Origin of the sequence: Nocardiopsis dassonvillei, assembly GCF_964273065.1 — a bacterium.
Taxonomy (GTDB): Bacteria; Actinomycetota; Actinomycetes; order Streptosporangiales; family Streptosporangiaceae; genus Nocardiopsis; species Nocardiopsis dassonvillei_B.
Genome location: NZ_OZ186815.1, coordinates 1,378,443 through 1,402,111, shown reverse-complemented (window position 1 = coordinate 1,402,111; position 23,669 = coordinate 1,378,443). Strand labels below are relative to the sequence as shown.

The following is a 23,669-nucleotide window of genomic DNA, read 5'->3' as shown; positions in this document are numbered from 1 at the left end:
CCGGCCGCGGGGCACCTCCGCGCACTCCTACTCGGCGCGCCAGCCGCCCTGGCGGTCGGCCAGGTTCAGCGCCGTCGTCACCAGCGGCACGTGACTGAACGCCTGCGGGAAGTTCCCCACCTGCCGCCCCAGCCGCGGGTCCCACTCCTCGGCCAGCAGCCCCACGTCGTTGCGCAGCGCCAGCAGCCGCTCGAACAGCTCCCGGGCCTCCTCCTGGCGCCCGATGGACAGCAGCGCGTTCGCCATCCAGAAGCTGCACGCCAGGAACGCACCCTCGTCGCCCGGCAGCTGGTCGGCGGAGTTCTCCAGGTCCGTGCGGTACCGCAGCACGAACCCCTCCACCATCAGGTCCTTGCGCACCGCCTCGATGGTCCCGATCACCCGCGGGTCGTCATAGGGCAGGAACCCCACCTCGGGGATGAGCAGCAGCGCCGCGTCCAGCTCCTTGCTGCCGTAGTACTGCGTGAACGTGTTGCGCTGCGGGTCGTACCCGTACTCGCACACCTCGGCGTGGATGGTGTCGCGCAGGGCCTTCCACCGCTCGATGGGGCCCTCCTTGCCGAACTCCTCGATGCTGCGCACCGCCCGGTCGGCCGCCACCCACGCCATCACCTTGGAGTGCACGAAGTGCTGGCGCGGCCCGCGCACCTCCCACAGGCCCTCGTCGGGTTCGTCCCAGCACCACTCCAGGTAGTTGACCAGGGACCGCTGCAACCCCCACAGGTAGTCGCCGCCCCGGATGCCGGTGCGCCGCGCCAGGTGCAGCACGTCCATGACCTCGCCGTACACGTCCAGCTGGTACTGGCCGACGGCGGCGTTGCCGATGCGCACCGGCCGCGACGCCTCGTACCCGGGCAGCCAGTCGGCCTCCCACTCGGTGAGCCGCCGCTCGCCCCGGATGCCGTACATGATCTGCATGAGCTGGGGTTCGCCCGCGACCGCCCGCACCAGCCACTCGCGCCAGGCCAGGGCCTCGTCCTTGTACCCGGAGCGGATGAGCGCCTCCAGGGTGATGGTGGCGTCCCGCAGCCAGCAGTACCGGTAGTCCCAGTTGCGGACGCCGCCGATCTCCTCGGGCAGGGAGGTGGTGGGCGCGGCGACGATCCCGCCGGTGGGCCGGTAGGTGAGGGCCTTGAGCACGATGAGCGAGCGGATGACCGCCTCGCGGTAGGGGCCCTCGTAGGTGCACTGGTCCACCCACTTCCCCCAGAACCGCTCGGTGCGCGACAGCGCCTTCTCGGCGTCGAGGTGGTCGGACTCCTCCACCTGGGAGGGGTGCCAGGTCATGACGAAGGGGACCCGCTGCCCGGCGCTGACGTTGAAGGTCGCGTCGTGGGTGAAGTTGTGGCCCTGGAGGCTGACGGGGGTGCTGAGCCAGACCGCGTCGGGCCCGGCTATCGCCACCAGTTCGGTCCCGGCCCGGTGCATCCACGGGACCACGTGGCCGTAGTCGAACCGCAGGCGCAGGACGGTGCTCATGGTGACGGTGCCGCTGATCCCCTCCACGATGCGCACGATGTGCGGCGCGCCGCCGCGGGGCGGCATGAAGTCGATGACCCGCACCGACCCGGTGGCGGTGTCCCACTCCGACTCCAGGATGAGGGTGTCGCCCCGGTAGCGCCGCCGGGTGGCCCGGGGGTCGCCGTCGGCGGGGCGCAGGATCCAGTTGCCGTTCTGCTCGTCGCCCAGCAGCGCGGCGAAGCAGGCGGAGGAGTCGAAGTCGGGCAGGCACGCCCAGTCGATGGAACCGTCGCGTCCGACCAGCGCGGCTGTCTGCATGTCGCCGATCATTGCGTAGTCTTCAATCCAGCCGGGCACGCGGCTCACCCCCATCACGTCGTCACGAGTTCTAGCGGTCGGCGCGGGCACTCTCGCCTCCGGACGGGGGGTGGTGCGGTGCCCCATGGCGGCCCGCTGCGCGCACGCCCGTGTGCACGCCCCGTCGGGGTGCTTCTCCCGGCCCGTTCCGGCGGGGCGGTGCCCACCGCGGGCAGGGGCGCCGTTCGGGTCACGGCCCCTCCCCTCGCGACCAGCTGCCGCCTGCCCCTGTACCCGGGTATGTGCCCAGGTAGGGGCGGCCACAAAGGTCGGCTCGGGAGAGCCGGTCCGAAACGGTCCTTCCGTTCACCGCGGTTCCCCATCTTCCCCCTTCGCCGGGGGGGCGCGCCACCCGCAATTGCACGTGCATCGGAGAGTGCAGAGTGGTATGTCTGCAATTGGGGGAGTTTGTCAGGGCAGAAGTTATGTCGTGGTGATCAACTAATTGAATCGGGGGCACCGACTCCCAGATCGGATCGGTGTTTCCGGGTGGTTCTCGGACATCCGGAACAGGGGGAGGAAGATCTGGCTGAGCGGTCCGATCGCCACCGCGAACACCAGTGTCCCCACACCGACAGTGCCGCCCAGCAGGAATCCGGTGATGACCACGGTCACCTCGATCACGGTGCGGGCCGTGCGCACCGACAGCCCCCGGGCCGCCAGGCCGGTCATGATCCCGTCGCGCGGACCCGGCCCCAGCGCGGCGCCGATGTAGTAGCCGGTGGCCAGCGCGCACACCAGGATGCCCAGCGCCAGTTCGGCGACGCGGATCCACAGCACCCCCGTGCCGGGCAGCAGCCAGAGGAAGAGGTCCGCGGTCGCGCCGACCATGACCACGTTGCTCAGGGTGCCGATCCCGGGCTTCTGCCGCAGCGGGATCCACAGCAGCATCAGCAGCGCCCCGATGATGATGGTCCAGGTGCCGATGGACAGCCCCGTGCGCAGGGCCAGTCCCTGGTCGAGCACGGCCCAGGGCATGGCGCCCAGGTCGGACTCGATGAGCAGGGCGATGCTGAGCCCGTACAGGGCCAGGCCGATGTAGAGCCGCACCAGGCGGCGCAGCCGGGGGCGGGGCAGGGCCGGGGTGATCATCACCCGGCTGAGGAGGGAGGCGCGGGGGTTGGAGGCCGGGGCCGGGGGCCTGTCGGCGGAGGCGGTGGGGTGCGGGAGGTTCAGGGGCTCTGGGGCGTCCGCGGGGGCCGTGGGGGCCGGGGCGTCGGGGTCGCCTGCGGTGTCTGGGCCGCCTGTGGTGTCTGATTCACCTGCGGTGCCTGGGCTGCTCACGGTGCCCGGTCCGCCTGCGGTGCCCGGGTCATCCGCGGTGCCCGGGGTGCCGATGGCTCCTGTGGTACCGGTGGCTCCTGGGATGACGGTGGCTTCTGCGGTGTCTGTGGCACCAGTGGCTTCTGCGGCCTGACCGGGGCCGAACTCGTCGGGGCGGGGGTCGCGCCGTTCGTCCATGGACCCGTCCTTTCAGAGGAAAGGGGGGATCATCGGATCGGACGACGGGGACGTCGCCCGGGCGACACCGCCATCCCCCGTAGTGCAGTGGTGCCACCTCGGTATCCTGGCCCATGTGGCACCGTACTCAAAGTGCCAATTCCAAGAAGTGGCCCCGCGAGGGTGCGCGGGTCCGAGGGGAGCGGCGGTATGGCGACACGACAGGGCGGCGCGGTCCGCACCGCGGAGCGCTCCACGGCGGGGGGCGGCACCCGCCGGATCAACGGACGGCTGCTGGCCCGCCTCATCGGCGAGGCCCCGGTGGAACGCCCCTACTACCTGTCCATCGGCCGCGCCGTCAGCGGCCTGGTGCTGGACGGCCGGGTGCCGACCAACACCCGCCTGCCCGCCGAACGCGACCTGGCCACGGCCCTGGGCGTCAGCCGGAACACCGTCACGGCCGCCTACGCCTGGCTGCGCGACAACCGGTTCCTGGACAGCCGCCAGGGCGCGGGCAGCTGGACCGTGCTCCCCGACGCCGGGGCCGGGGAGCCCTCCCCCTCACCGTTCCTTTCCGGGTCCGCCGAACACATCGACCTGGGCGTGGCCGGGCCCCCGGCGGTGGAGGGGCTGCGCGACGCCGCCTTCCGGGCCGCCGAGCAGCTGGCCGCGCACGTGGGCGGGCTCGGCTACTACCCCCACGGCCTGCCCGAGCTGCGCCACGCCATCGCCCGCCGCTACGTCGAACGCGGACTGCCCACCACCCCCGAGCAGATCTTCGTCACCAACGGCGCCCAGCAGGGCGTGTCCCTGCTCCTGGACCTGCTGGTCCAGCCCGGCGACGAGGTCCTGGTGGAGTCACCCACCTACCCGCACGCCCTGGACGCCGTACGCCGCAGCGGGGCGCGGGTGCGCACGGTCGGCGTGACCCCGCAGGGGTGGGACATGGAGTACCTGGTGGACGCCTTCCGCCAGTGGCGGCCGTCGCTGGCCTACCTCATCCCCGACTTCCACAATCCCACCGGCGCCCTCATGGACGACGACGAGCGGCGGGTTCTGGTGCGCGAGGCGCGCCGGGCCGGGGCCCACCTGGTGGTCGACGAGTCGGTGGCCGAGCTGGCCATCGACTCCGGCGACCTGCCCGCGCCGGTGGCCGCCCACGACACCGACGGCCGGGTCATCACGGTCGGTTCGGTGGGCAAGCTGCTGTGGGGCGGGCTGCGGGTGGGCTGGGTGCGCACCACCCCGCCGATGGTGGCCCGGCTGATGGCGGTGCGCCAGCGCTTCGACCTGGCCGGGGCGGTGCTGGACCAGCTCACCACCACCCACCTGCTCGCCGACGTGATGCGCATCCGGGCCGAGCGCAGCCGGTGGCTGCGCCGCAACCGGGACGCCCTGCTGGCGGCGCTGCGCGACCGGCTGCCCGACTGGCGGCCCAACGTGCCCGGTGGCGGCCTGGTGCTGTGGGCGGCGCTGCCGCAGCCGGTGGCGAGCGCGCTGTCGGCGGCGGCGGTCCGGCACGGCGTCCACCCGGCGGCGGGGCCGGTGTTCGGGTCGGACGGGACCCTGGAGCGGTACCTGCGGCTGTCCTACACCCGGCCGCCGGAGGTGCTCTCCGACGCTGTGGACCGGCTGGCCGCCGCCTACGCCGAGACCCTGGCCCACCCGGCCCAGCCGCACGGGAGGCTGTACGTCTGAGCCGGGCGGCCGCATGTCCGGGTCGGGAGGCCGTACGTCCGGGGCGGGCGGGGTGCGGACCCCGTACGGCGGGCTGTGGGCCCCGTTCCTACAGGGCGTGGGCCTCGCACCTGGGGGTGCCGGGCCCAGCCCCCGTGGGAGGTCGGTCACGCTCCCGCGGGATGCGGGCCTCGCCTCTGAAGGCGTGGGCCTCGCTCCTGCGGGATGTGGTCCCCAGTCCCCGGGGGTGCGGGGCTCGCTCCTGCGGGACGCGGGCCCGACCGCTGCGGGATACGGGCCCCGTGCGACCGGTGTTCGTCCCGGCGGGTTCGGGCCTCGCCCCGGGTGCGGGCCCCGTGCCGCGGGGTGTCCGCCCCGGGGAGCGGGCTTCGCACCGCGCGGACGGGCCCGACCGTTGCCGCGGGGCGGGCCCGACCGCGTCGAGGGCGGTGCCGGGGCGAGGGCGGGGCGCCCCCCCGGGGCCGGGCCGGGCGTCCGGTCGGTCAGGGGGCGAACCGGCGGGCGAAGCGCACGACCTCGCCGATCACCTCGTCGCGGTCGGTCTCGTTGAACACCTCGTGGCGGGCGCCGGGGAAGATCCGGGCGGTGAAGTCCGACCCGAGCAGTGCCTCGATCCCCTTGACGGTCCCGGCGATCGGCACCAGGCGGTCGTCGGAGCCGTGCACCCAGAGCAGGGGCAGGGGACCCAGCGAACCGGCCTGGAGGCCCCGGTCGATCTCGGTCAGCATCGCCTTCACCGTGGCGCGCTTGAACGGGCCGTGCCAGACCAGCTCGTCGGCCACGTAGGCCTCGCCGACGGCCGGGTCGCGGGAGAGGGTGGCGGGGTCGATGGGGACGTCGGGGATCTCCTCGGCGGCGGCCAGCGCCTCCAGGACCTCCCACCGGCCCAGCACGGGCCCCGACAGCACCAGGGCGGTCAGCTCCTCGGGGTGCGTCTGGGCGTACCGGGAGGCGATGAGACCGCCCATGGAGTGGCCGATCAGGATCAGGGGCAGCGAGCGGTAGGCGGTGCGGGCCTGGGTGATGAGCCGGTGCACGTCCTCGACCACCTCCGCGTAGTCCTCGATGAGGACCCGTTCGCCGGAGGAGCCGCCGTGCCCCCGGTGGTCCGCGCCGTAGACCACCGCGCCGGCGGCCACCAGGTCGGCGGCGACCTGCTCGTACCGCCCCAGGTGCTCGCCGTAGCCGTGGACCAGGACCGCCATCCAGGAGGGCTCCCCCTCGGCCGGGGCCCACGCCCGGGCCGCCAGCCTCTCCGAGCCGTTGGGCCCGCCGGCCAGTCCCCATTCGCGTGTGGTGATCACCGTGTCCTGCCTCCTCGTCGGGGTGCGCGTCTGCGACGATCGCGCAGATGGTCGCCTGTGGCGAGGGACACCCTAGAACATCGCCCGGCGGCGTTCGCGCGGAACCGGGCGCACGGGGGCGGGGGAGGGACGGGCGAGGAGCAGGGGACCAGCGGGGAACCGGTGGGGGATCAGGGGGAACCGGTGGGGGATCAAGGGGGGACCTGCGGGGGAGGAGCACGGGGTTCGTGTCCGGAGGATGCTCCCGAACAGGGGTCGTTCTCTCGTGTGCGTCGACGAAATATGCCAAAGGGTGTGATCGGGTCTACTGGCGGAGAAAGCGAATCTTCTAGGCTGAACAGGTGGGTATCCCACCGGATATCCCGCGAGTGGGTGCGAGTGGCGTTCTGCTCGACGACTTCGACTGGAGAGGGTGACGCCCGTGCTGGCCGACTCCTATGGGCGAGTGGCGACGGACCTGCGGGTCTCGCTCACCGACCGTTGCAACCTGCGCTGCACCTACTGCATGCCCCCCGAAGGCCTGGAATGGCTGCCCAAACCCGAACTCCTCACCGATGAGGAACTCCTCCGCCTCATCGACATCGGCGTCACCCGCCTGGGTATCACCGAGGTCCGCTTCACCGGCGGAGAACCCCTGCTGCGCCGCGGCCTGCCCGCAATCATCGCCGGGACCACCGCCCTGAGCCCCCGCCCCCACACCGCCCTCACCACCAACGGCATCGGCCTGGCCCGGATGGCCCCCGCCCTGGCCGAGGCGGGCCTGGACCGCGTCAACGTCTCCCTGGACACCCTGCGCCCGGACGTGTTCGAGACCCTGGCGCGGCGCCGCCGGTTCGACGACGTCATCGAGGGCCTGGCCGCGGCCGCCGAGGCCGGGCTCACCCCCGTCAAGGTGAACGCGGTCCTCATGCGCGGCGTCAACGACGGCGAGGCCGCCGACCTGCTGCGCTACTGCGTCGAGCGCGGCTACGAGCTGCGCTTCATCGAGCAGATGCCGCTGGACGCCCAGCACGGCTGGAGCCGCGAGAACATGATCACCGCCGACGAGATCCTGGGCCGCCTGGAGGCCGCCTTCGAACTCGCCGAGGCCGACCCCGGGGCGCGCGGCAGCGCCCCGGCCGAGCTCTTCCGGGTCGTCGGGCACACCTTCCCCGACGGCCGCGAGGCCACCGTCGGCGTGATCGGCTCGGTCACCCGGCCGTTCTGCGGGACCTGCGACCGGGTGCGGCTCACCGCCGACGGCCAGATCCGCAACTGCCTGTTCGCCCGGGAGGAGTCCGACCTGCGCACCCCCCTGCGGGAGGGTGCCACCGACGCCGAGATCGCGGAGCGCTGGACGGCGGCGGTCGCCCGCAAGTTCCCCGGCCACGGCATCGACGACCCGGGGTTCCTCCAGCCCGCGCGGCCCATGTCCGCGATCGGCGGCTGACGGGGCGGGGCGCCGCCGTGGTCGCAGTGGAGTTCGGGGAGGTCGTGGTCGCCGGTAGCGCTGGCGGTGACGGTGACGGCGACGTTGCGGTCACGGTCGTGGGTGCGACCGCCGGGTCGGGCGCGATGGTCCACGGGACCGTGTCGGCGCGGACGGCCCCGGAGGTCGGAGGGGGAGCGGCGACTGAAGGGAGCGCGGTGGTCGGAGGGGGTGCTGTGGCGGGAGCGGCGAGCCCGGTCGGAGCGGCCTGGCAGAGCGGAGCGGCGAGGGCGGCGGGAGAGACGGGAGCGGTGGGGCCAGTGGGAGTGGTGGGAGTAGCAGGACCGCTGAGAGTGGTAGGACCGGTGGGAGTGGTAGGACGGGCGGGACCGGCGGGACCGGCGAGTGCCGTCGGAGCCGTTGCGGCGATGTGAGCCGTCGGCCGGGCCGGAGCGGCCGTACAACCGAAAACCAGTGGACGATCCGCCCCTTTTGCGAATCAATGTGGCGGGGCGCGATCGCGCCCGACCCGTGAGAACAGGCCGTTCGTGAAAGGGAGGTGGCCTGTCATGTCCTATACCGAGATCCCCGGTACCCGGATCCCCATCCGCATGTGGGCCCGCCCCGAGGAGGTCGAGGACGCCGCGCTGAACCAGCTGCGCAACGTCAGCGGCATGCCCTGGGTGCACGGCCTGGCCGTGATGCCCGACGTCCACTACGGAAAGGGCGCCACCGTCGGCTCGGTCATCGCCATGCGCGACGCCGTCAGCCCCGCCGCCGTCGGCGTGGACATCGGCTGCGGCATGACCGCCGTGCGCACCGACCTCACCGCCTCCCGCCTGCCCGACGACCTCGGAAAGCTGCGCTCGGCCCTGGAGGCCGCGATCCCCGTCGGCTTCCACTTCCACGACGAGGCCGTCGACCCCGCCACCGTCCCGGGCCTGCGCAGCACGCGCTGGGACACGTTCTGGCAGGGCTTCGACGACCTGGCCGAGGCCGTGCGCCCGCGCCGTGAGCGGGCCCTGCGCCAGATGGGCACCCTCGGCGGCGGCAACCACTTCCTGGAGGTGTGCCTGGACGACGAGGACGCGGTGTGGCTGGTGCTGCACTCGGGTTCGCGCAACATCGGCAAGGAGCTGGCCGACCACCACATCGGCCAGGCCCGCGCCCTGCCGCACAACCAGGACCTGCCCGACCGCGACCTGGCGGTGTTCCTCAGCGGGACGCCGGAGATGGACGCCTACCGCCGCGACCTGTTCTGGGCCCAGGACTACGCGCGCCGCAACCGCGACATCATGATGGGGCTGGCCTGCAAGGTCCTGGCCGAGCAGGTGCCCGGGACCGGTTTCGGGCAGTGGATCTCCTGCCACCACAACTACGTGGCGGAGGAGACCTACGACGGCGTGGACGTGCTGGTCACCCGCAAGGGCGCGATCCGTGCGGGCGCGGGGGAGTACGGCATCATCCCCGGCAGCATGGCGACCGGGACGTACATCGTGAAGGGGCTGGGCAACGAGGCCTCGTTCAACTCCGCCTCGCACGGGGCGGGACGCCGGATGAGCCGTACCAAGGCCCGCAAGACGTTCACCGCGGCGGACCTGGCCGCCCAGACCGAGGGCGTGGAGTGCCGCAAGGACGCGGGCGTCGTGGACGAGATCCCCGCCGCGTACAAGGACCTGGAGTCGGTCATCGCCGCCCAGACCGACCTGGTGCGCGTGGTCGCGCACCTGCGCCAGGTGGTCTGCGTCAAGGGGTGAGCCGCCGGGGCCCCGGCGTTCGGCACGGCGCCGGGCGGCGGGGCCCTTTTCCGTGTTCGGGTGCGTCGGGTTCCGGGGCTGCTGTGGTCCCGGGGCGCTGGGGTCTCGGGTTGCTGTGGTCCCGGGGCGCTGGGGTCCCGGGGCGCTGTGCTTCCGGGCCGTCCCGGTGGCGGGTGGGCCCGGGCGCGCTGTGGTGAGCGGTGAGGGTGCTCTCGCCGGTGTGGAAACGGGTGCCCGGGCCGGAGAACCGGGAGCGGGCCCGGGAGGGCATGCTGGAGGTATGAGCACTCTGGACGCGGTGATCCTCGCGGGCGGGGCGGGCACCCGTATGGGCGGCGTCGACAAGCCGGGCCTGGCGGTCGGCGGCCGCACCCTGCTGGAACGTGTCGCGGCGGCGGTCCGCGACCATGCCCCCGGAGCGCGGATCGTCGTCGTGGGTCCCGAACGGGAGTCGCCGGACGCCCTGTACGTGCGGGAGGACCCGCCGGGCTCGGGGCCGGTCCCCGCCCTGCGCACCGGGTTGCCGCACGTGGCCGCGGACCGGTTCGCGCTGCTCGCCGCCGACCTGCCGCACCTGACCGGGGGGCACCTGGCGCTGCTCGGCGGACCGAACGCCGTGTTCGTGGACGGTGGCGGTCGCGAACAGTGGCTCACCGGGGTGTGGGACACCGCCGCCGTGCGCGCCGCCCTTGCCGGGTACCGGGGGCGGTCCCTGTACGGGCTGCTCGGCCCGCTGGGCCCCCGGCTCGTCCCGGCACCGGACGCGGACGCCGTCGCCGACTGCGACACCCCCGAGGACCTGGAGCGCGCCGCCCGCCGTCTGCAGGGCTGACCGGCGTGCCCGAGGTGGTACGGGTGTTCCGGGCGGTGCGGTCAGAGCAGGCGGCGCGGGTGTTCCGGGCGGGGGCGGCGGTGGGCGTCGTGCCAGGGCCGGGGAGTGCCTCCGCGCCGCCGCGCCGGAGGTGGCGGCGGAGGGAGCCGGAGGGGTTCGGAGGAGGTCGGAGGGGTCGGAGGCCCTGACCGCGCGGCGCGGGCCGGCGGCCGGGCCGGACGTGGGTTCGGTGGTCGGGCCGGACGTGGGATCGCCGGCCCCGGGGAGGGGCGAGGAGAGCCGAACGAGTGGTGCGTGCTTCTCACCGGAGTCCGTACCGGCCGGCGCTCCTCCGCCCGTTCGGCCCCGCCCCCTGGTTCGCAGGGGGTTTCGTCTTTCTCGGGGATCCGTGTACGCTCGCGCCATGACGATCAGGAAGGGCGGTCTCCGCCCGGGCCGTTGAGCCCCACCGAGCCGGCGCACGCGTCGGCCCACCGGCTTCTGTCCACCATCGAACCCCTCTCCTGCGCCGCGCGGATGCGCGCCCTGGCGGACTTCGCCCGGGGACACGAGGGAACCCCCGAACTCTCCGGGATCATTCACGACCTGGAGGACTCCGTCCGGGGAACCGGGTTCGCCCCCCACGCCCAACGGGAGTTCGCCTCCCATCTGGCCCTGGTGTCCCGCGACCTCAACGCGGTCGCCCGCCACCTCGCCTCGCCCCATCCGGACCTGCGTCGCGTCGCCCTGCGCGCCGTCCGCGCACTCCCGGTCCCCGACGAGGCGGTGCTCCCCGTCCTGCGCGACGCCCCCACCGAGCTGCGGCGCACGCTCTACCGCACCCTTTTCCACGCCCGCCGCGCACCGCTGGCAGACCGGCTCCTGCCCGAGGTCCGCCGCGACCACGGCGACCCCGAGGCCGCCGCCCTCCTGCCCGCCTGCTCGGCGCGGGCCGTCGCCGCCCACCTGCCGGACCTCGCCCACGCGGTCCGGTCCTGGCGGCGGCTCGCCCGCCGCCACCCCGACACCCTCGTCGGGTACCTGCGCACCCTGGACGACGAGCCGGTCCAGCGGGCGCTGAGCGCCCTCGACCCGGTCCGCCCGGCAGCGGTCGCCGAACTCGCCCCCGGCCGGGAGCCGTGGCGGCTGAACCGCTACCCGCACGCCACCCGCGCGAGCGAGGAGGGCGGGGGCGCCGAGCACGGTTACCCGACGCGGTACCCGCCCACCGCCTACGGCGGCCGCCGGGTCCGTGCTCTGCTGCGCGCCATGCGCAGCCACCCCGCCGACGCGCTCCGTGTCCTGCGGGCGATGGAGCCGGACGTGCGCGCCCGCTACCTGGACCGCTTCCTCGAGAAACGCGAACGGGTCATACCCTTCGTCCTGCGCTACCTGCCCCTGATGCCACCGGCCACGGCTGAACGGGAGGCGCGGTCCGCACTGGAGGAGATCCACCGCATCCAGCGCTGGCAGCACCGCTACGGAGACCCCCACCTGGATCTGGACGCCCTGGCGTTCCTGCCCTACGCGGAGGTCGCGGACACCCTCGCCGACGCGGCCTCCTCCGGCGACGCCCGGCGCCGGACCCGCGGTCTGGCCGCCCTGGTCACGGCGGCCGGGCGCACCGGGGACCCCGAGGTGGTCGCCGAGGTCCTGCTGAGCCGGGCCGAACGGGCCGGTGCCGAGCGCGACCCGGTGCGCTGTGCGCTGCTGCGTTCGGCCGGCGACCTGCCGGTGCCGCTGCTCGTCGCGGCGCTGCCGGCGCTGGAGCGGCTGCTCGCCGACACCGTGCAGAGCCGCGACGCGGGCGCGGAGACCCGCGGGGCCCTGCGGGCCATCGCGATCCGCCTGCTGCGCCATCCCGCGACCGGGGAGCGGGCCCGCTCCTGGGCCCTGGACGTGTACGTGCGCCTGGTCGGGCGGTTCGGTGTGGACGGTCTGGGGCAGGCCGGGCGCCCCCGCGCCGACCCGCCCTGGTGGGCGGCCCGGGGCCGGTGGGTCGCGGTGACCGCCCTCGAACCGTATCTGGACCAGGTGCTGCCGGTCGGGGAGGAGACGGAGCTGTACCGGCGGCTGGCTCCGGTGCTGGATGAGGCCCGGGCGCGCGGCGACCACGCGCCCGCCGTGGCGGTGTCCCGGGAGGTCGGGCGCCGGATCCGGAACCTGCCGGGATTGCGGGCGCGGCTGCGTTCGGCGGCGCTCGGGGTGGAGACGAGAGGGACGGCGCGAACGCGGGAGGTGGCGGAGACGGCGGCCCGGATGTACCTGGCAGGGGCACCCCGGGCTGTTCCTGCGGCCCCGTTGATCCCGGCGACCCGGGCGGAGCACGCGCGGGAGCTGGTCGCGGCCGAGCCCGGCGCCGTCCGGTTGCCGAAGGTCTGGCCCCTGCTGGTGCGCGAGCAGCCCACCGACGTCGTCCTGGCGGTCCTGGCCGCGGCGGACCGCGACTGGATTCCCGAGGTGGACCGGCGGGCGGCCCGCCGCTGGCCGGTCCGCCTGACCTCCGCCCTGGCCGACCGCCTGGCGGACCTGGCGGCCGACCCTGCCGCCGGGGCCGACGTCCGGGAGAGGGCCCTGCTGCGGCTGGGCGACCTGCCTCGGACGGCACACCGGCTGCGGACCTTCCTGGACGGTGACGACATCGTTCTGCGCGAGGCGGCGCTGTCCGCCCTGGGCCGCAGCCGGGACCGCACACTGGGCACGGTCCTGCGGGGTGCGGACGGCCCGCAGTCGCGGGCCGCCGGGCCGGCACTGTCACGCCAGGCCCTGGTCACCCCGCCGACGGAGCTGGGACCGCTCCTGGCCGACACGCTGCTGGGCCCGGCCAAGGTCACCGTGCGCAAGACGGCGGCCCGTCTGCTCGCACACCACCGGCCGCCGGGAGCGGTGGGGACTCTGGCCCGGGCGCTGGCCATCGAGGGTCTGCACCGCGATGTGCGCGCCGCCGTGGTCGGGTCCCTGGTCCGGTGCCTGGACGATCCGGAGGCGCTCGTGGCACTGGCCGGCCAGGTCCGGTCCTTCGAGGAGGTGGAGCTGCACCTGGCCCTGTTGGCGCCCGGCCCGTGGCGCTGCCCGCCCGGGCGGAGGGAGGCGATGGCCGGAGTGGTGGGTGACCTGCCGGAGGCGGACACCCGGCACTGGAGGCTGGGTCCGTGGGGGGCGCGCTGGCTGCCGTGGAACGCGGCGGGTGATGTCGGTTCCCTGTTCGACGGGCTGGTCGGGTCGGGCGAGGTCTTCGGCCGGTCGCTCGTCGGGGTTCGCGCCCTGTGGGAGCGGGGGATCGGACTGGAGCGTGCGCCGGAGGCGGTGGAGCGCCTGCTGGCCGGTGTTCCGCGGGCGGACGGGAGCGTGCCGGTGCCGAGGCCGGTGCCGGAGGCGGAGGACACCCCGCACCGGCGGCTGCTCCGGGTGGTCGCGGACTTCGGCGGGGCGGTGCGGACTCCGGAGGACGATGCCGTGGTCGACCGGGTCGTGGGGCTGTTGGGGGAGCGACAGGAGTACGCGACCGAGGCCGCCGATCTGCTGATGGGGCGGATGCGTCGCCTGCTCGATGAAGGGGAGGACCGGTCGGAGGCGCTGGTGCCGCTGGCGTTGCGGTATCTGCGTTCGGAGGGTGCGGTCCGATACCCGGACAGGAACCTGGTGCGGATGCTGGGGAACGGGGTGGACGACCGGCCGGAGGTGTGCGAACGCCTTCTGGCTGAGGCCGAGGTGAAGGCGAAGGCGGAGGCCGAGGCGGATGCCGATCCGGTCATACGGGTGCGGATCGGGCGTGTGGTGCTGGGCCTGGTGGAGCGGGCCGTCCGGGACCGCGGGTGGAAGGAGCCCTGGCCCGGGATGCTCGCCCGGGTCGCCGAGCTGGGGGACCCGGGCCTGCGGGCCGCCGCTTGGCGGGTGGCGGCGGACTGAGCGCTTCGGCTCGAGGGTGGGTGGAGGTCGGTGGTCCCTCCCGCCCCGGCCCCACAGGGTCGGGGCGGGGGTGCGGGAGGTTCTGCGCGGCCTTCACCCGTGGGGCGGGCGGGGTGGGCGCTTGTTCGGGTTCGTTCCTCTGTGGTGCGGGAGGGCACGTACGGCTGGGGTCACCCCGGCGGGGGCTGGTGTTACAAGCGGGGTCGGACAGGCCCGTCCGTTTGCAGGCGGACCCTTCCTCCGTGGGTCCGGGGCCGGGCGGGGCAGGCCTCGCGCGCACCCGCCCCGTAAGCCCCCACCACTGTCGATGTGCGCCCAGCGCACCGGCCTGGTGGTCTGCCGGGCGCCGACTGCGGCGGGGCGGGCCCGCGCTCCGCGGTCTGTGCCTTTCCAGGCGGCTGGGCTTTTGGAGGCCAACGCCTGCTGTCGGGCGCCCCCACAGACCGCCCTTTCCAACGGGTGACCGTCTTGGAAACCTCCAAGTCCGCCTACCCCCCTGGGGTGCGGGCCGAGGTTCTCCCCCGCTTTCACCCCCTGGGGCGGGGGTCGCGGTTCTTCCTTGCTCAACCCCCTGGGGTCGGGGTGGAAGTCTTCCGGTGGCCTTCACCCCCCGGGGCGGGGCCTGGTTCTCTCTCCCTCGATCCCTTTGGGGCTGGGCGGGGGGCGGGCGAGGTTCTCCGGCTGTGGTGGGTCAGTCCTTGAGGTCGGAGAGGGGGAGGGTTTCGCGGTGGAAGCCGCGGAGGGCGAGGAAGTTCTCCAGGTAGGTGCGGTGCTCGTCGCAGGCCGTCCACACCTTGCGGCGGTCCGGGGTGTGCAGCTTCGGGTTGTTCCACACCAGGGCCCAGGTCGCGGGCTCGCGGCAGTCGCGCCGGGAGCAGACCACGGTTTCGGTGTCGGACATGAGGAACTCCCCGTGGGAAAGAGTCTGGAAAAGACAAAGGCGACGCCGGGTGGCTACGGGGGCAAACCACCCGGCGTCGCATGCGATGTTCCGACGGGGGCTCGAAACATCGTCCCGCGCTCCGACGGGGGACCGGAGCGCCAAGACCCAATGTACACCGCCACCCCCGGGGGTACGTCAAGAGTCAGTTACGAGGTTGTCTCGGGAGAGTCCCGGCGGATGAAGGGATTAAGTCCCAGGTCAGGCCTTATGTGTCTATTTTCTGGGGTGTTCGGAAGCGTGACGTAGGAGACGTCCGTGCCCTCCTGGTAACGGAAATCCCAACAGGGTCCAAAGTCCTTATCCGTACCGGGTCAAGCGTCGCCTCCGATCCCTTCCTCGGAACCGCGGACGGGGCGGGGCCGGTGTGACGGGCCGGGAATGTGGGGAGGCAGGTGATCGGGACGGCCCGCCGGGCCGAGCGCAACCGATCAGAGGGGGTCCACATGTCCCATACCTACCGGGTCACGGAGATCGTCGGCACGTCGCCCGAGGGCATCACCGAGGCGATCAACAACGGGATCGATCGGGCGTCGAGCACGCTTCGCGGGCTCGACTGGTTCGAGGTCACCGAGGTCCGCGGCCACATCGAGGACGGCGCCATCGCGCACTTCCAGGTGGGGCTCAAGGTCGGTTTCCGGCTGGAGGAGCCGGAGGACTAGGGGTCTCCCCGGGCGTTGGCGGGGAGGCCCCCCGTCAGCGCTCCTGGGCGTCCTGTCCGCGCTGCACGTCGACGTGCACGTGGTCCAGGTGCCGCAGGATCTCGTTGTCGGGGTCGGCCTCGTAGTGGCGCCACCCCAGCGACGGGTAGTAGGTGCTCCAGATGCGGTCGTCGAAGATGATGACGTCGACGTCGTAGTCGGGCGCGTGGGCGATCAGCCAGTGCGCCATGATCCAGCCCGCGCGCCGGTTCTCCTCGTTGACCGGGCGGTAGAAGATGTCGAGCGCCCGCCCCTCGTAGTGCGCCGATCTCTCGCCGTGGCCGGTGTCGTAGCCGCCGGGCACGAAACCGCCCAGGCTCGGTTCGGCGAAGTACTCCTCCACCCCGTCCTTCAGCTTCTGGGCCCGGGGGGTCAGCCCCGAGGGCTCCAGGTCGGGTTCCACGAGCAGGTCGCCGTTCTTGACGGAACGGCAGGTCAGTGAGGGGCCGGCGTCGTCCTCGGGGCCGTTGGCCAGCACGTCCATCACGGCGTCGGGGATGTCGTCGGTGTCGGGGGCATCGACGGGGGCGGCCTCGCCCTGGTCGATGACGGCGGCCGCCGTGGTGGCCCGCCGGGCCTGGTCGCGTTCGAGGCGGACGGTCTCCTCGCCGGTCCACACGGAGCACTCGGGGCCCCAGGGCGTGGAGATCGGCAGGGGGGCGTCGCGCTGGGCGACCCAGCGGGTTCCCAGGGCGGCCAGGACGCCCAGGACGATGAGGACGCCCAGGGCCAGCAGGAGTCCGTTCCAGCGTCGTCGCGGCGGTGGTGCGGGTCTGTGTGCCATGCCCCTCGTGCCCTTCGCTTGCGGGTTCCAGAGTGGACAACCCCCCAGGGGATGCTCAGATTTCCGACACAAGGGACATTTTTCCCACATGTCGTGTGTCCACTCCCGCTCAGCGCAGCGACCAGAGCACCAGCAGGCCGCCCGCCACCAGGGTCACGGCCCAGATCCGGTCCATGGTGACCCCCTTCCAGCGCAGTGCGTGGACCCCGAGGTGGTCGTACGCGACCAGGGCCGCCGCGGCGCAGGCCGCCAGCATCGCCGCCGTGTGCACCCCCGCGGCGAGCAGGCCGGTGAGGGCGGAGTCCCACACCCCGGGCTCGGGGGAGGGCGCCGCCGTGTGGGCGCCGTGGTCCATGCCGTGGAAGGTCGGCCGCCCCGCCAGGACCGGCATGAGCATCAGCCCCGAGCCGTGCGCGGACGCCATGACGAACGACCAGGCCGCCAGCTGCCAGGGCGGCAGCCGGATCTCCGCCCGGTGGGTGTGGCGCCGCCACAGCAGCATCGCCAGCCCCACCAGCACGATCACCCCGCCTCCGGCCACGGGGAAGAGCACGGACGCGGTCACCGACCCGGTGACGGTGATCGCCACCGCGGCCACCGCGACGCTCACCGCGTGGCCGGCGGCGATCGGGGGCAGCGCGCGCAGCACCGCGCCGCGGCCGCCCTCCTGGAGTCCCCGCGCCACCGCCAGCATCCACCCCATACCCGGGTGCAGACCGTGGAAGGCGCCCAACGCGACGAGGGTCAGAAGCTGAGCGGAGGTCACGGCGTCAGGTTCACACGGGCCCGGGGAGCGGGCAACGGGTCGCCGCGGGCTGACCGGTGCCGGTCACCTGGAGTGCCCGCGGTTTCACGCCCGGTCCGAGCGGGCAACGCCGGAGGGCGCCGACCGGGACCGGTCGGCGCCCTCGCGGGAGCTCAGGGGCAGAGAGCGTTCAGGTCGCTGGGCTCCTCGCCCACCTGGCGGCCCGGGTCGGCCGGGGACGGCTCGTCCAGGCCGGTGTACTCCTGCCACTCGGTGCGGTCGCCCTCCTCCTCCGGCACGGCCGCGTCCGACGGGCTCGGGGTGGCGGCGGGCAGCTCGTCGCCCGTCGCCTCGGCCCCGATCGCCTCGGCGACCAGCGCCCGGACCGCGTCCCAGTCCGGGCTGGCGGTGTTGACCTGCGGCGGGGAGAGCTGCAGTGTGCTCATCCGGCCGGTGTCGGTCACCAGGTCCGCCAGCTCCACGAAGGAGGGCACCTTCGACTGCGGGATGTCCGTGCTCAGCGTCCGCTGGGTGGCGCCGGCCAGCTCCCGGTAGCTGGTGAGGATGGTGGTGGGCTCCACCTGCTCGGTCACGTACTTGATGAGGCAGCCCTGCCGCCCCATCCGCCCGTAGTCGTCGCTGTTCACCCGGGAGCGCCCGTACCAGAGCGCCTCGTGGCCGTCGAGCACCCGCACCCCGGGCTCCAGGACTCCGCCGTGCACGCCGTAGGGGATGGGCTCCTCGATGGTCACCCGGATGCCGCCGATGGCGTCGATGAGGTCCCGGAAGCCCCGCATGTCGACCATCGCGTAGTAGGAGATGTCCAGGCCGAGGTTGTGGCCGATGACCGCCTTGAGGGTGTCGGCCGACGGGTCGGGCACGTGCGGGTTGACCGCCAGCTCGTCCGGCTCCTCGGCCACCGTCTGGTAGACGTCGTTGAGCAGCAGGTCGAACCCGTACGGCTCGGGGTAGCGCTCGGCCAGCGCCGTGCCCTCGGGGAAGCGCACGTCCTCCAGGTTGCGCGGCAGGCCGATCAGCACGGCCTCGCCGGTGTGCGGGTCCAGGCTGGCGACGATCATCGTGTCCGTGCGCACGCCGTACCGGTTGTCGGCCGAGTCCGAGCCGATCAGCAGGACGTTGACCCGGTCCGCGCCGTTCCAGGGGTCGGCGGCGTCGTGCGGGGGCAGGTCGTCCCGCTCGGGTCCGCCGAAGATGTTGTTGAGCGCCTCGTAGGCGGTGTACCCGCCGTGCAGGGCCAGCGCCGAGGGCGCGGCCACCGTCAGGCACAGCAGCACCACCACGGCGCCGCTGAGCAGCCGGGCGCCCATCGGCGCCCCCTGCGGACGGGTGATGACCCACGAGTGCACGATGACGGCCAGCCACAGCACCGCCACGACGAACACGAGGGCCATCGCGGTCATCAGCCAGCTGCTGCGCAGTGCCAGGCTCGCCACCGAGGTGAGGGTGTCCGCGTCGGAGCGGCCGAGGCTCACCGCCCATACCGCCAGGGCCGCGAGCCCGGCCAGGTACACACCCAGGATGACCGCGCCCGCCGCCCTGCGGCGCATCCGCAGGTGGGCGATGCCCGGAAGGGGGACCGCCGCGGCGGTCCACAACAGGGCCCCGGCCGTGCTCGGCCGTGCGGGTGCCCCGTCCTGTTGCTCGTCCTCCGCTGCCACCGACGCTTCCTCTCCAGGGGACGGCGTTCCGGCCCCGTGCTGTCCATTGTTCCCCGCCGTCGGACCGTTCGCGATCATGGAGCACCGCTGACGAACAGGTTCGCACTCCCCGACGGCGGTGTCCGGGAGGTCGTGCTCGGATCTGCGCCGAACCGGACCACAACGTCGGGGCCGGCCGCTTCCGCCGCGGGGCGCGGGGTGTCCCCGGGGGTGTCGCGCCGACACGTGAGATCAGTGTGGCGCTTTGCCGGAGTTGTGTGCACGGCTACCCCCTCATTAGGGATGTTCTATACAAGTCTGTTATGTGGTGCTGACGCCTTCGATGGGGTATTGCCCAGGGCCCTCCGGCCACTCAAAGGGGTGAATCAGCCGATTTCTTTCTCGATCGGTAGTGATGGCGGCGTCGCAGCTGCGATGATCTGGCCGCAGGAGGGGGCGCCGTCCGGGGGAAGGGCGGCGTCATGGGAACGAAAGGCACCATTGTGCTCGATGCGGTTGACGCGGCGCTGATGCGCGCGTTGCAGGGGGACGGCAGAGCGACGTTCCAGGCGCTGGCCGACGGGGTCGGCCTCTCACGTACGGCGGTGCGCGCCCGCGTGCGCCAGCTGGTCCAGTCGGGGGCGATCAGGATCGTCGGCGTCCTGCACGCCGGGGTGGTGGGCATGGAGGTCCTCGGCCACGTGTCGTTCCGTGTCACCGGCCCGGTCGGGCCCCTGCTGGACGCTCTGGGTGAGCGCGAGGCGGTGACCTTCGCCGCGCAGTCGGCGGGCAGGTTCCCGGCCGTGGCCCAGGTCCGGGTGGCCGATGACGCCGCCCTGACCAAGGAGCTCGCCGAGCTGCGCGCACTGCCGGGGGTGGACGGCGCGGAGGTGTTCCGGGCCAACTCGGTGTTCAAGGACGCCCACAGCAGTGTGCGCGAACTGCGCGACGTGGAGTTGGACGCCCTGGACTGGCGGCTGGTTCGCAGGCTGCTGCGCGACGGCCGGGCCTCGTACGCGGACCTGGCCCGCCAGGTGGGCCTGTCCCAGGCGGCGGCCCGGTCGCGGGTGGTGCGCCTGCTGGACTCGGGGGTGATCCACGTGACCGCGATCGTGGAGCCGACGGCGCTGGGCGCCAACGAGCAGCTCGGGTTCGGCCTGCGCTGCCGGGGGGACGCCGAGGCGCTGGGGGCGGTCCTGGCGAACATGCCCCGGGTGTCGTTCCTGGCCAGCGGGTTCGGCCGCTACGACGTCGTCGGGACGCTCACCGCGCCGGACCGCTGCCGGCTGGTGGAGGGGCTGGAGGCGGTCCGCTCCGCGCAGGGGGTGGCCCATGTGGAGACGTGGGAGCACCTGTCGGTCCGCAAGGAGCGCAGGGAGGGGGACCGGCTGCTGGAGTGGATCCCCGGGTAGGGGGCGCGGGGCCCGCGGCGGGGAGCGGTGCACGCCCCGGACCGCTCACTCTAGGGAGTCGAAAGAAATGTAACCAGCGGTAGCATTTTTACGTGTTTCCGTCCCGTATGCCTTGCATCACGCTTAAGTTACCCGTGAGTATGGAAGGGGCCGGTCCGAATCGGCCACACCGGGCGCGGGTGTAGTGGGAGGCTGACGTGGCGCTTGCGGACACACTGACTGCTGTGGGAACGGTGGCACTGGCCAGGTGCGGCGGCCGCCCCTTCGGTACGCACCTCTTCTCCGTCTGGCCCGGGGCGTCCTTCGCCGCGACCGCCTTCCCGGTGCGCTGCGTGCCCGGAGACAACCTCGCCCTCCACGTGGCCGTCGCCCAGGCGCCCCCGGGGTCGGCCCTGGTCGTCGACGTCTCCGGGGAGGCGGAGTACGGCTACGTCGACGAGATCCTCGCGGTGGCGGCCCGGGCCCGCGGGGTGCGCGGCATCGTCCTGGACGGGTGCGTGCGCGATGTCGCGGCGATCGCCCGGTGCGAGCTGCCCGTGTTCGGCGCGGGCGTGGCGGTGCGCGAGGCCCGCCCCGAGGCGGGCGGCGCGGTCGGCGGCCAGATCACCATGACGGCCGCCGGGCCGGTACCGCTCGCGGTGCGCCGCGGCGACTGGATCGTGGCCGACGACGACGGCGTCGTGTGCCTGCCTCGGGGGCAGGTCAGCGCCATCATCGCCGAGACGATGGACAGCATCACCCGCGAACAGGAGATCATCGACGCCGTGTGCGCGGGGGAGAGCACCCTGGACCTGCTCGGCCTGGACCCGTCCCGGGTCAGCGGCTGGGAGGGCGGGGCCGACCCCCGGGGCCGCCGGGCGCGCCCCCGGACCCTGGGGCCCCGGCGCGAGGCTCCTGCCCGCGGAGCCGCGGGCGACCAGTCCCGGTCGAGGCTGCCGTCGCGCCCCGCGGTCGGCGACTCCTACCGCGACTGAGGCGGTCGGGCACCACCAGCCCCACCGGTCACGCAAAAAACTTGCGTCCCACCGATCCCAGGCGTTCGGGACGGGCGCGGAGCGGCCCCGGGCCGGGTGTCCCCGGGCCCGGGGCCGCGGTGCGCGCGGCGGAGGGAGGCCCCTCAGTCCTCGGTGAGGGACAGCAGCTCGTCGATGTAGCAGGTGGCCTCGCGGGCCGCGGCCACCGGATCGGAGGCCCGCAGGGCCTCGGTGAGCTTGGAGTGGTCGATACCGTCCCCCGAGGGGGTGGGGTCGGCCGACTCCCCGCCGTTCTGCTCGTAGGCCGTGTGCGCGATGCTCGCGTACACCACCTGGGCGATGTCGTCGTACAGGTCGATGAGCAGGGTGTTGTGGGTGGCGTTGACGACCGCGCGGTGGAACGCGAAGTCGGCCTCCACGAACGCGCTCATGTCCCGCTCGCGCCAGGTCGACTCGCGCAGGGCCATGGCCCGGTCGATGTCGGCCATGTCCTCCTCGGTGTGCCGCAGCGCCGCCAGGCGGGCCGCCTCCACCTCCAGGGCGCGGCGCACCTCCAGGTTCTCGCGCAGGCGCGAGCGCTCCAGGCGGCGGCGCAGGGCGCCGCCGAGCTCGCTGGAGGCGCGCACGAACGTGCCCGCCCCCTGGCGGATCTCCAGCAGGCCCGCGTGGGCGAGGGCGCGCACGGCCTCGCGTACCGTGTTGCGCCCCACCTCCAGCTGCTCCGACAGCTCCGACTCGGTGGGGATGCGGTCGCCGATGCCCCATTCACCCGAGTCGATCTGGGCTCGTAACTGACTGATGACCTGGTCCACGAGACCGGTCCGGCGTGTCGAGGCGAGGGGCACGCTTATACCTCCTAGGGGCGGGTCGCCGGATGACAGGGCCAGCGTACGGGTGCGGTCGGTTAAAGCCGGAGCTTAGACCAGACCCGCGCGGGAATCGGCCTCGGACGTCAATGCGTTATCCTCATGCAGTACATCGGGTCATCCTATGAATATGTGAGCCGCCCTACATGAGCACCCGAGTCGTTCCCCGGAACAGCGAGATGAACCCTTCTCCGCAGGACGAGACCGCCACCTCCCGCCCCGGTGCCGGGGCGCTCCTCCTCATCGCCGCGGGCATCGCCCTGGCCGCCCTCAACCTGCGCACGGCCATCACCAGCGTGGGCCCCCTCCTCGACGAGGTCACCGCCGGCCTGGGCATGACCGCCGTGGGCGCCGGGGTGCTCACCACCCTGCCCGTGCTGAGCTTCGCCCTCTTCGGCGGACTCACCCCCGCACTGGCCCGCCGGCTCGGATCGCACCGGCTCCTGCTGCTCGCCCTGGGCGCCGTCACCGTCGGCCTGGCCGGGCGCGCCCTGGTCGACTCCCCGCTCCCGTTCCTGGGGCTGAGCGTGCTGGCCCTGTCCGGCGGCGCGGTCGGCAACGTGATCCTCCCCGCCCTGGTCAAGCAGTACTTCCCGCACCGGGTCGGGCTGATGACCACCGTGTACACCACGGCCCTGGCGCTGGGCACCACCATCGCCGCGGCCGCCACCGTGCCCATGTACGAGTCCACCGGGCAGTGGCGGATCGCCCTGGGCTCCTACGCCCTGTTCGGCCTGGTCGCCGTCCTGCCCTGGCTGCTCACCCTGCGCCACCGCTCCACCGGGGGCGCGGGCGCCCGCGCGCCGGGCTTCCTGCGGGTCCTGTCCACAGGCGTCGGACTCCAGTCGATGCTGTACTTCGGCACCCAGTCGTCGATCGCCTACATCATGTTCGGCTGGTACGCGCAGATGCTGCGGGACCAGGGCATGAGCGCCCAGGGAGCCGGACTGGCCCTGTCGTACCTGACCCTGCTCGGCATCCCCATGTCCCTGGTGCTGCCGACCGTGCTGACCCGGATGCGCGACCACCGGCCGGTCGTGGTGGTGTTCGCCCTCACCTACCTGGTCGGGATCGCGGGCCTGTGGGTCGCTCCGATGGCGGGCGTGTGGGTGTGGACCACCTTCATCGGCATCGGCATGGGCAGCTTCGTCTACGCCCTCACCCTGTTCGCGGTGCGCACCCGCACCGGCGAGGGCGCGGCGGCCCTGTCGGCCACCAGCCAGAGCCTGGGCTACCTCATGGCCGGCGCGGGGCCCTTCCTGTTCGGGCTGCTCCACGAGCTGTCCGGCGGCTGGCACGCGCCGCTCCTGCTGGTCCTGGCCCTGGTCCTGACCAACATCGTGACCGGGTGGCTGCTGGGACGGCCCCGCTACCTGGAGGACGCCCTCGCCGAGCGCGACGCCCGCCGCGCGTCCGCCGGACGGTCCTGACCCCGGCCCCCGGC

17 protein-coding genes are annotated in these 23,669 nt (G+C 73.5%); 9 read left to right on the top strand and 8 right to left on the bottom strand.

Annotation, left to right across the window (positions count from 1 at the left end; translation table 11 throughout):
- Positions 1-27: 27 nt before the first annotated feature.
- Together ACSUPR_RS06255 and ACSUPR_RS06250 are read right to left on the bottom strand one after the other, a co-directional pair.
- A complete protein-coding gene (locus ACSUPR_RS06255; protein WP_436890054.1) occupies positions 28-1,833 on the bottom strand; it encodes a glycoside hydrolase family 15 protein in 1,806 nt (601 codons plus the stop codon).
- Between the two features lie 426 nt (positions 1,834-2,259).
- Positions 2,260-2,910, bottom strand: coding sequence for a YczE/YyaS/YitT family protein (locus ACSUPR_RS06250; RefSeq protein WP_436891888.1), 651 nt, complete (start codon positions 2,908-2,910; stop codon positions 2,260-2,262).
- Positions 2,911-3,468: 558 nt separating this feature from the next.
- Between ACSUPR_RS06250 and ACSUPR_RS06245 the strand changes: the two genes are divergently transcribed.
- A complete protein-coding gene (locus ACSUPR_RS06245; protein ID WP_436890053.1) occupies positions 3,469-4,956 on the top strand; it encodes a PLP-dependent aminotransferase family protein in 1,488 nt (495 codons plus the stop codon).
- A gap of 482 nt (positions 4,957-5,438) precedes the next feature.
- Here the strand turns inward: ACSUPR_RS06245 and ACSUPR_RS06240 are convergent, their stop codons facing one another.
- A complete protein-coding gene (locus ACSUPR_RS06240) occupies positions 5,439-6,260 on the bottom strand; it encodes a lysophospholipase (RefSeq protein WP_436890051.1) in 822 nt (273 codons plus the stop codon).
- Between the two features lie 421 nt (positions 6,261-6,681).
- On the opposite strand from ACSUPR_RS06240, the gene moaA reads away from it, so the two are divergent.
- The 4 genes from moaA (at position 6,682) to ACSUPR_RS06220 (ending at position 14,145) form a co-directional block, all read left to right on the top strand.
- Positions 6,682-7,689, top strand: a complete 1,008-nt coding sequence (gene moaA / locus ACSUPR_RS06235) for a GTP 3',8-cyclase MoaA (RefSeq protein WP_436891887.1) — start codon at positions 6,682-6,684, stop codon at positions 7,687-7,689.
- 548 nt (positions 7,690-8,237) lie between these two features.
- Positions 8,238-9,425, top strand: a complete 1,188-nt coding sequence (locus tag ACSUPR_RS06230; RefSeq protein WP_436890049.1) for an RtcB family protein — start codon at positions 8,238-8,240, stop codon at positions 9,423-9,425.
- 280 nt (positions 9,426-9,705) lie between these two features.
- Positions 9,706-10,257, top strand: a complete 552-nt coding sequence (gene mobA / locus ACSUPR_RS06225; protein ID WP_436890047.1) for a molybdenum cofactor guanylyltransferase — start codon at positions 9,706-9,708, stop codon at positions 10,255-10,257.
- Positions 10,258-10,695: 438 nt separating this feature from the next.
- Positions 10,696-14,145, top strand: a complete 3,450-nt coding sequence (locus ACSUPR_RS06220) for a hypothetical protein (RefSeq protein ID WP_436890045.1) — start codon at positions 10,696-10,698, stop codon at positions 14,143-14,145.
- 691 nt (positions 14,146-14,836) lie between these two features.
- Here the strand turns inward: ACSUPR_RS06220 and ACSUPR_RS06215 are convergent.
- On the bottom strand, positions 14,837-15,046 hold the full coding sequence (locus ACSUPR_RS06215) for a hypothetical protein (protein ID WP_436890043.1): 210 nt from the start codon (positions 15,044-15,046) through the stop codon (positions 14,837-14,839).
- Positions 15,047-15,531: 485 nt separating this feature from the next.
- On the opposite strand from ACSUPR_RS06215, the gene ACSUPR_RS06210 reads away from it, so the two are divergent.
- A complete protein-coding gene (locus tag ACSUPR_RS06210) occupies positions 15,532-15,747 on the top strand; it encodes a dodecin (RefSeq protein ID WP_436890041.1) in 216 nt (71 codons plus the stop codon).
- 34 nt (positions 15,748-15,781) lie between these two features.
- Here ACSUPR_RS06210 and ACSUPR_RS06205 read toward each other — a convergent pair whose 3' ends face one another.
- The 3 genes from ACSUPR_RS06205 to ACSUPR_RS06195 form a co-directional block, all read right to left on the bottom strand.
- On the bottom strand, positions 15,782-16,570 hold the full coding sequence (locus ACSUPR_RS06205; RefSeq protein ID WP_436890039.1) for a hypothetical protein: 789 nt from the start codon (positions 16,568-16,570) through the stop codon (positions 15,782-15,784).
- Between the two features lie 109 nt (positions 16,571-16,679).
- Positions 16,680-17,336: a cell wall anchor protein gene (locus ACSUPR_RS06200; protein ID WP_436890037.1), complete on the bottom strand. Its 657-nt coding sequence runs from the start codon at positions 17,334-17,336 to the stop codon at positions 16,680-16,682.
- Between the two features lie 152 nt (positions 17,337-17,488).
- Complete coding sequence (locus ACSUPR_RS06195) at positions 17,489-18,994, bottom strand: LCP family protein (protein ID WP_436890035.1); 1,506 nt, start codon at positions 18,992-18,994, stop codon at positions 17,489-17,491.
- A 482-nt stretch (positions 18,995-19,476) separates the two neighbouring features.
- Here ACSUPR_RS06195 and ACSUPR_RS06190 point away from each other — a divergent pair, with 482 nt between their 5' ends.
- Together ACSUPR_RS06190 and ACSUPR_RS06185 are read left to right on the top strand one after the other, a co-directional pair.
- Positions 19,477-20,385 (top strand): Lrp/AsnC family transcriptional regulator, encoded by a 909-nt coding sequence (locus ACSUPR_RS06190; protein WP_436890033.1) that lies wholly within the window; start codon positions 19,477-19,479, stop codon positions 20,383-20,385.
- A 224-nt stretch (positions 20,386-20,609) separates the two neighbouring features.
- Positions 20,610-21,359, top strand: a complete 750-nt coding sequence (locus ACSUPR_RS06185) for an RraA family protein (RefSeq protein ID WP_436890031.1) — start codon at positions 20,610-20,612, stop codon at positions 21,357-21,359.
- 143 nt (positions 21,360-21,502) lie between these two features.
- Here ACSUPR_RS06185 and ACSUPR_RS06180 read toward each other — a convergent pair whose 3' ends face one another.
- Positions 21,503-22,204 (bottom strand): FadR/GntR family transcriptional regulator, encoded by a 702-nt coding sequence (locus tag ACSUPR_RS06180; protein WP_436890030.1) that lies wholly within the window; start codon positions 22,202-22,204, stop codon positions 21,503-21,505.
- 200 nt (positions 22,205-22,404) lie between these two features.
- Here ACSUPR_RS06180 and ACSUPR_RS06175 point away from each other — a divergent pair, with 200 nt between their 5' ends.
- On the top strand, positions 22,405-23,655 hold the full coding sequence (locus tag ACSUPR_RS06175; RefSeq protein WP_436890028.1) for a CynX/NimT family MFS transporter: 1,251 nt from the start codon (positions 22,405-22,407) through the stop codon (positions 23,653-23,655).
- Positions 23,656-23,669: the final 14 nt, after the last annotated feature.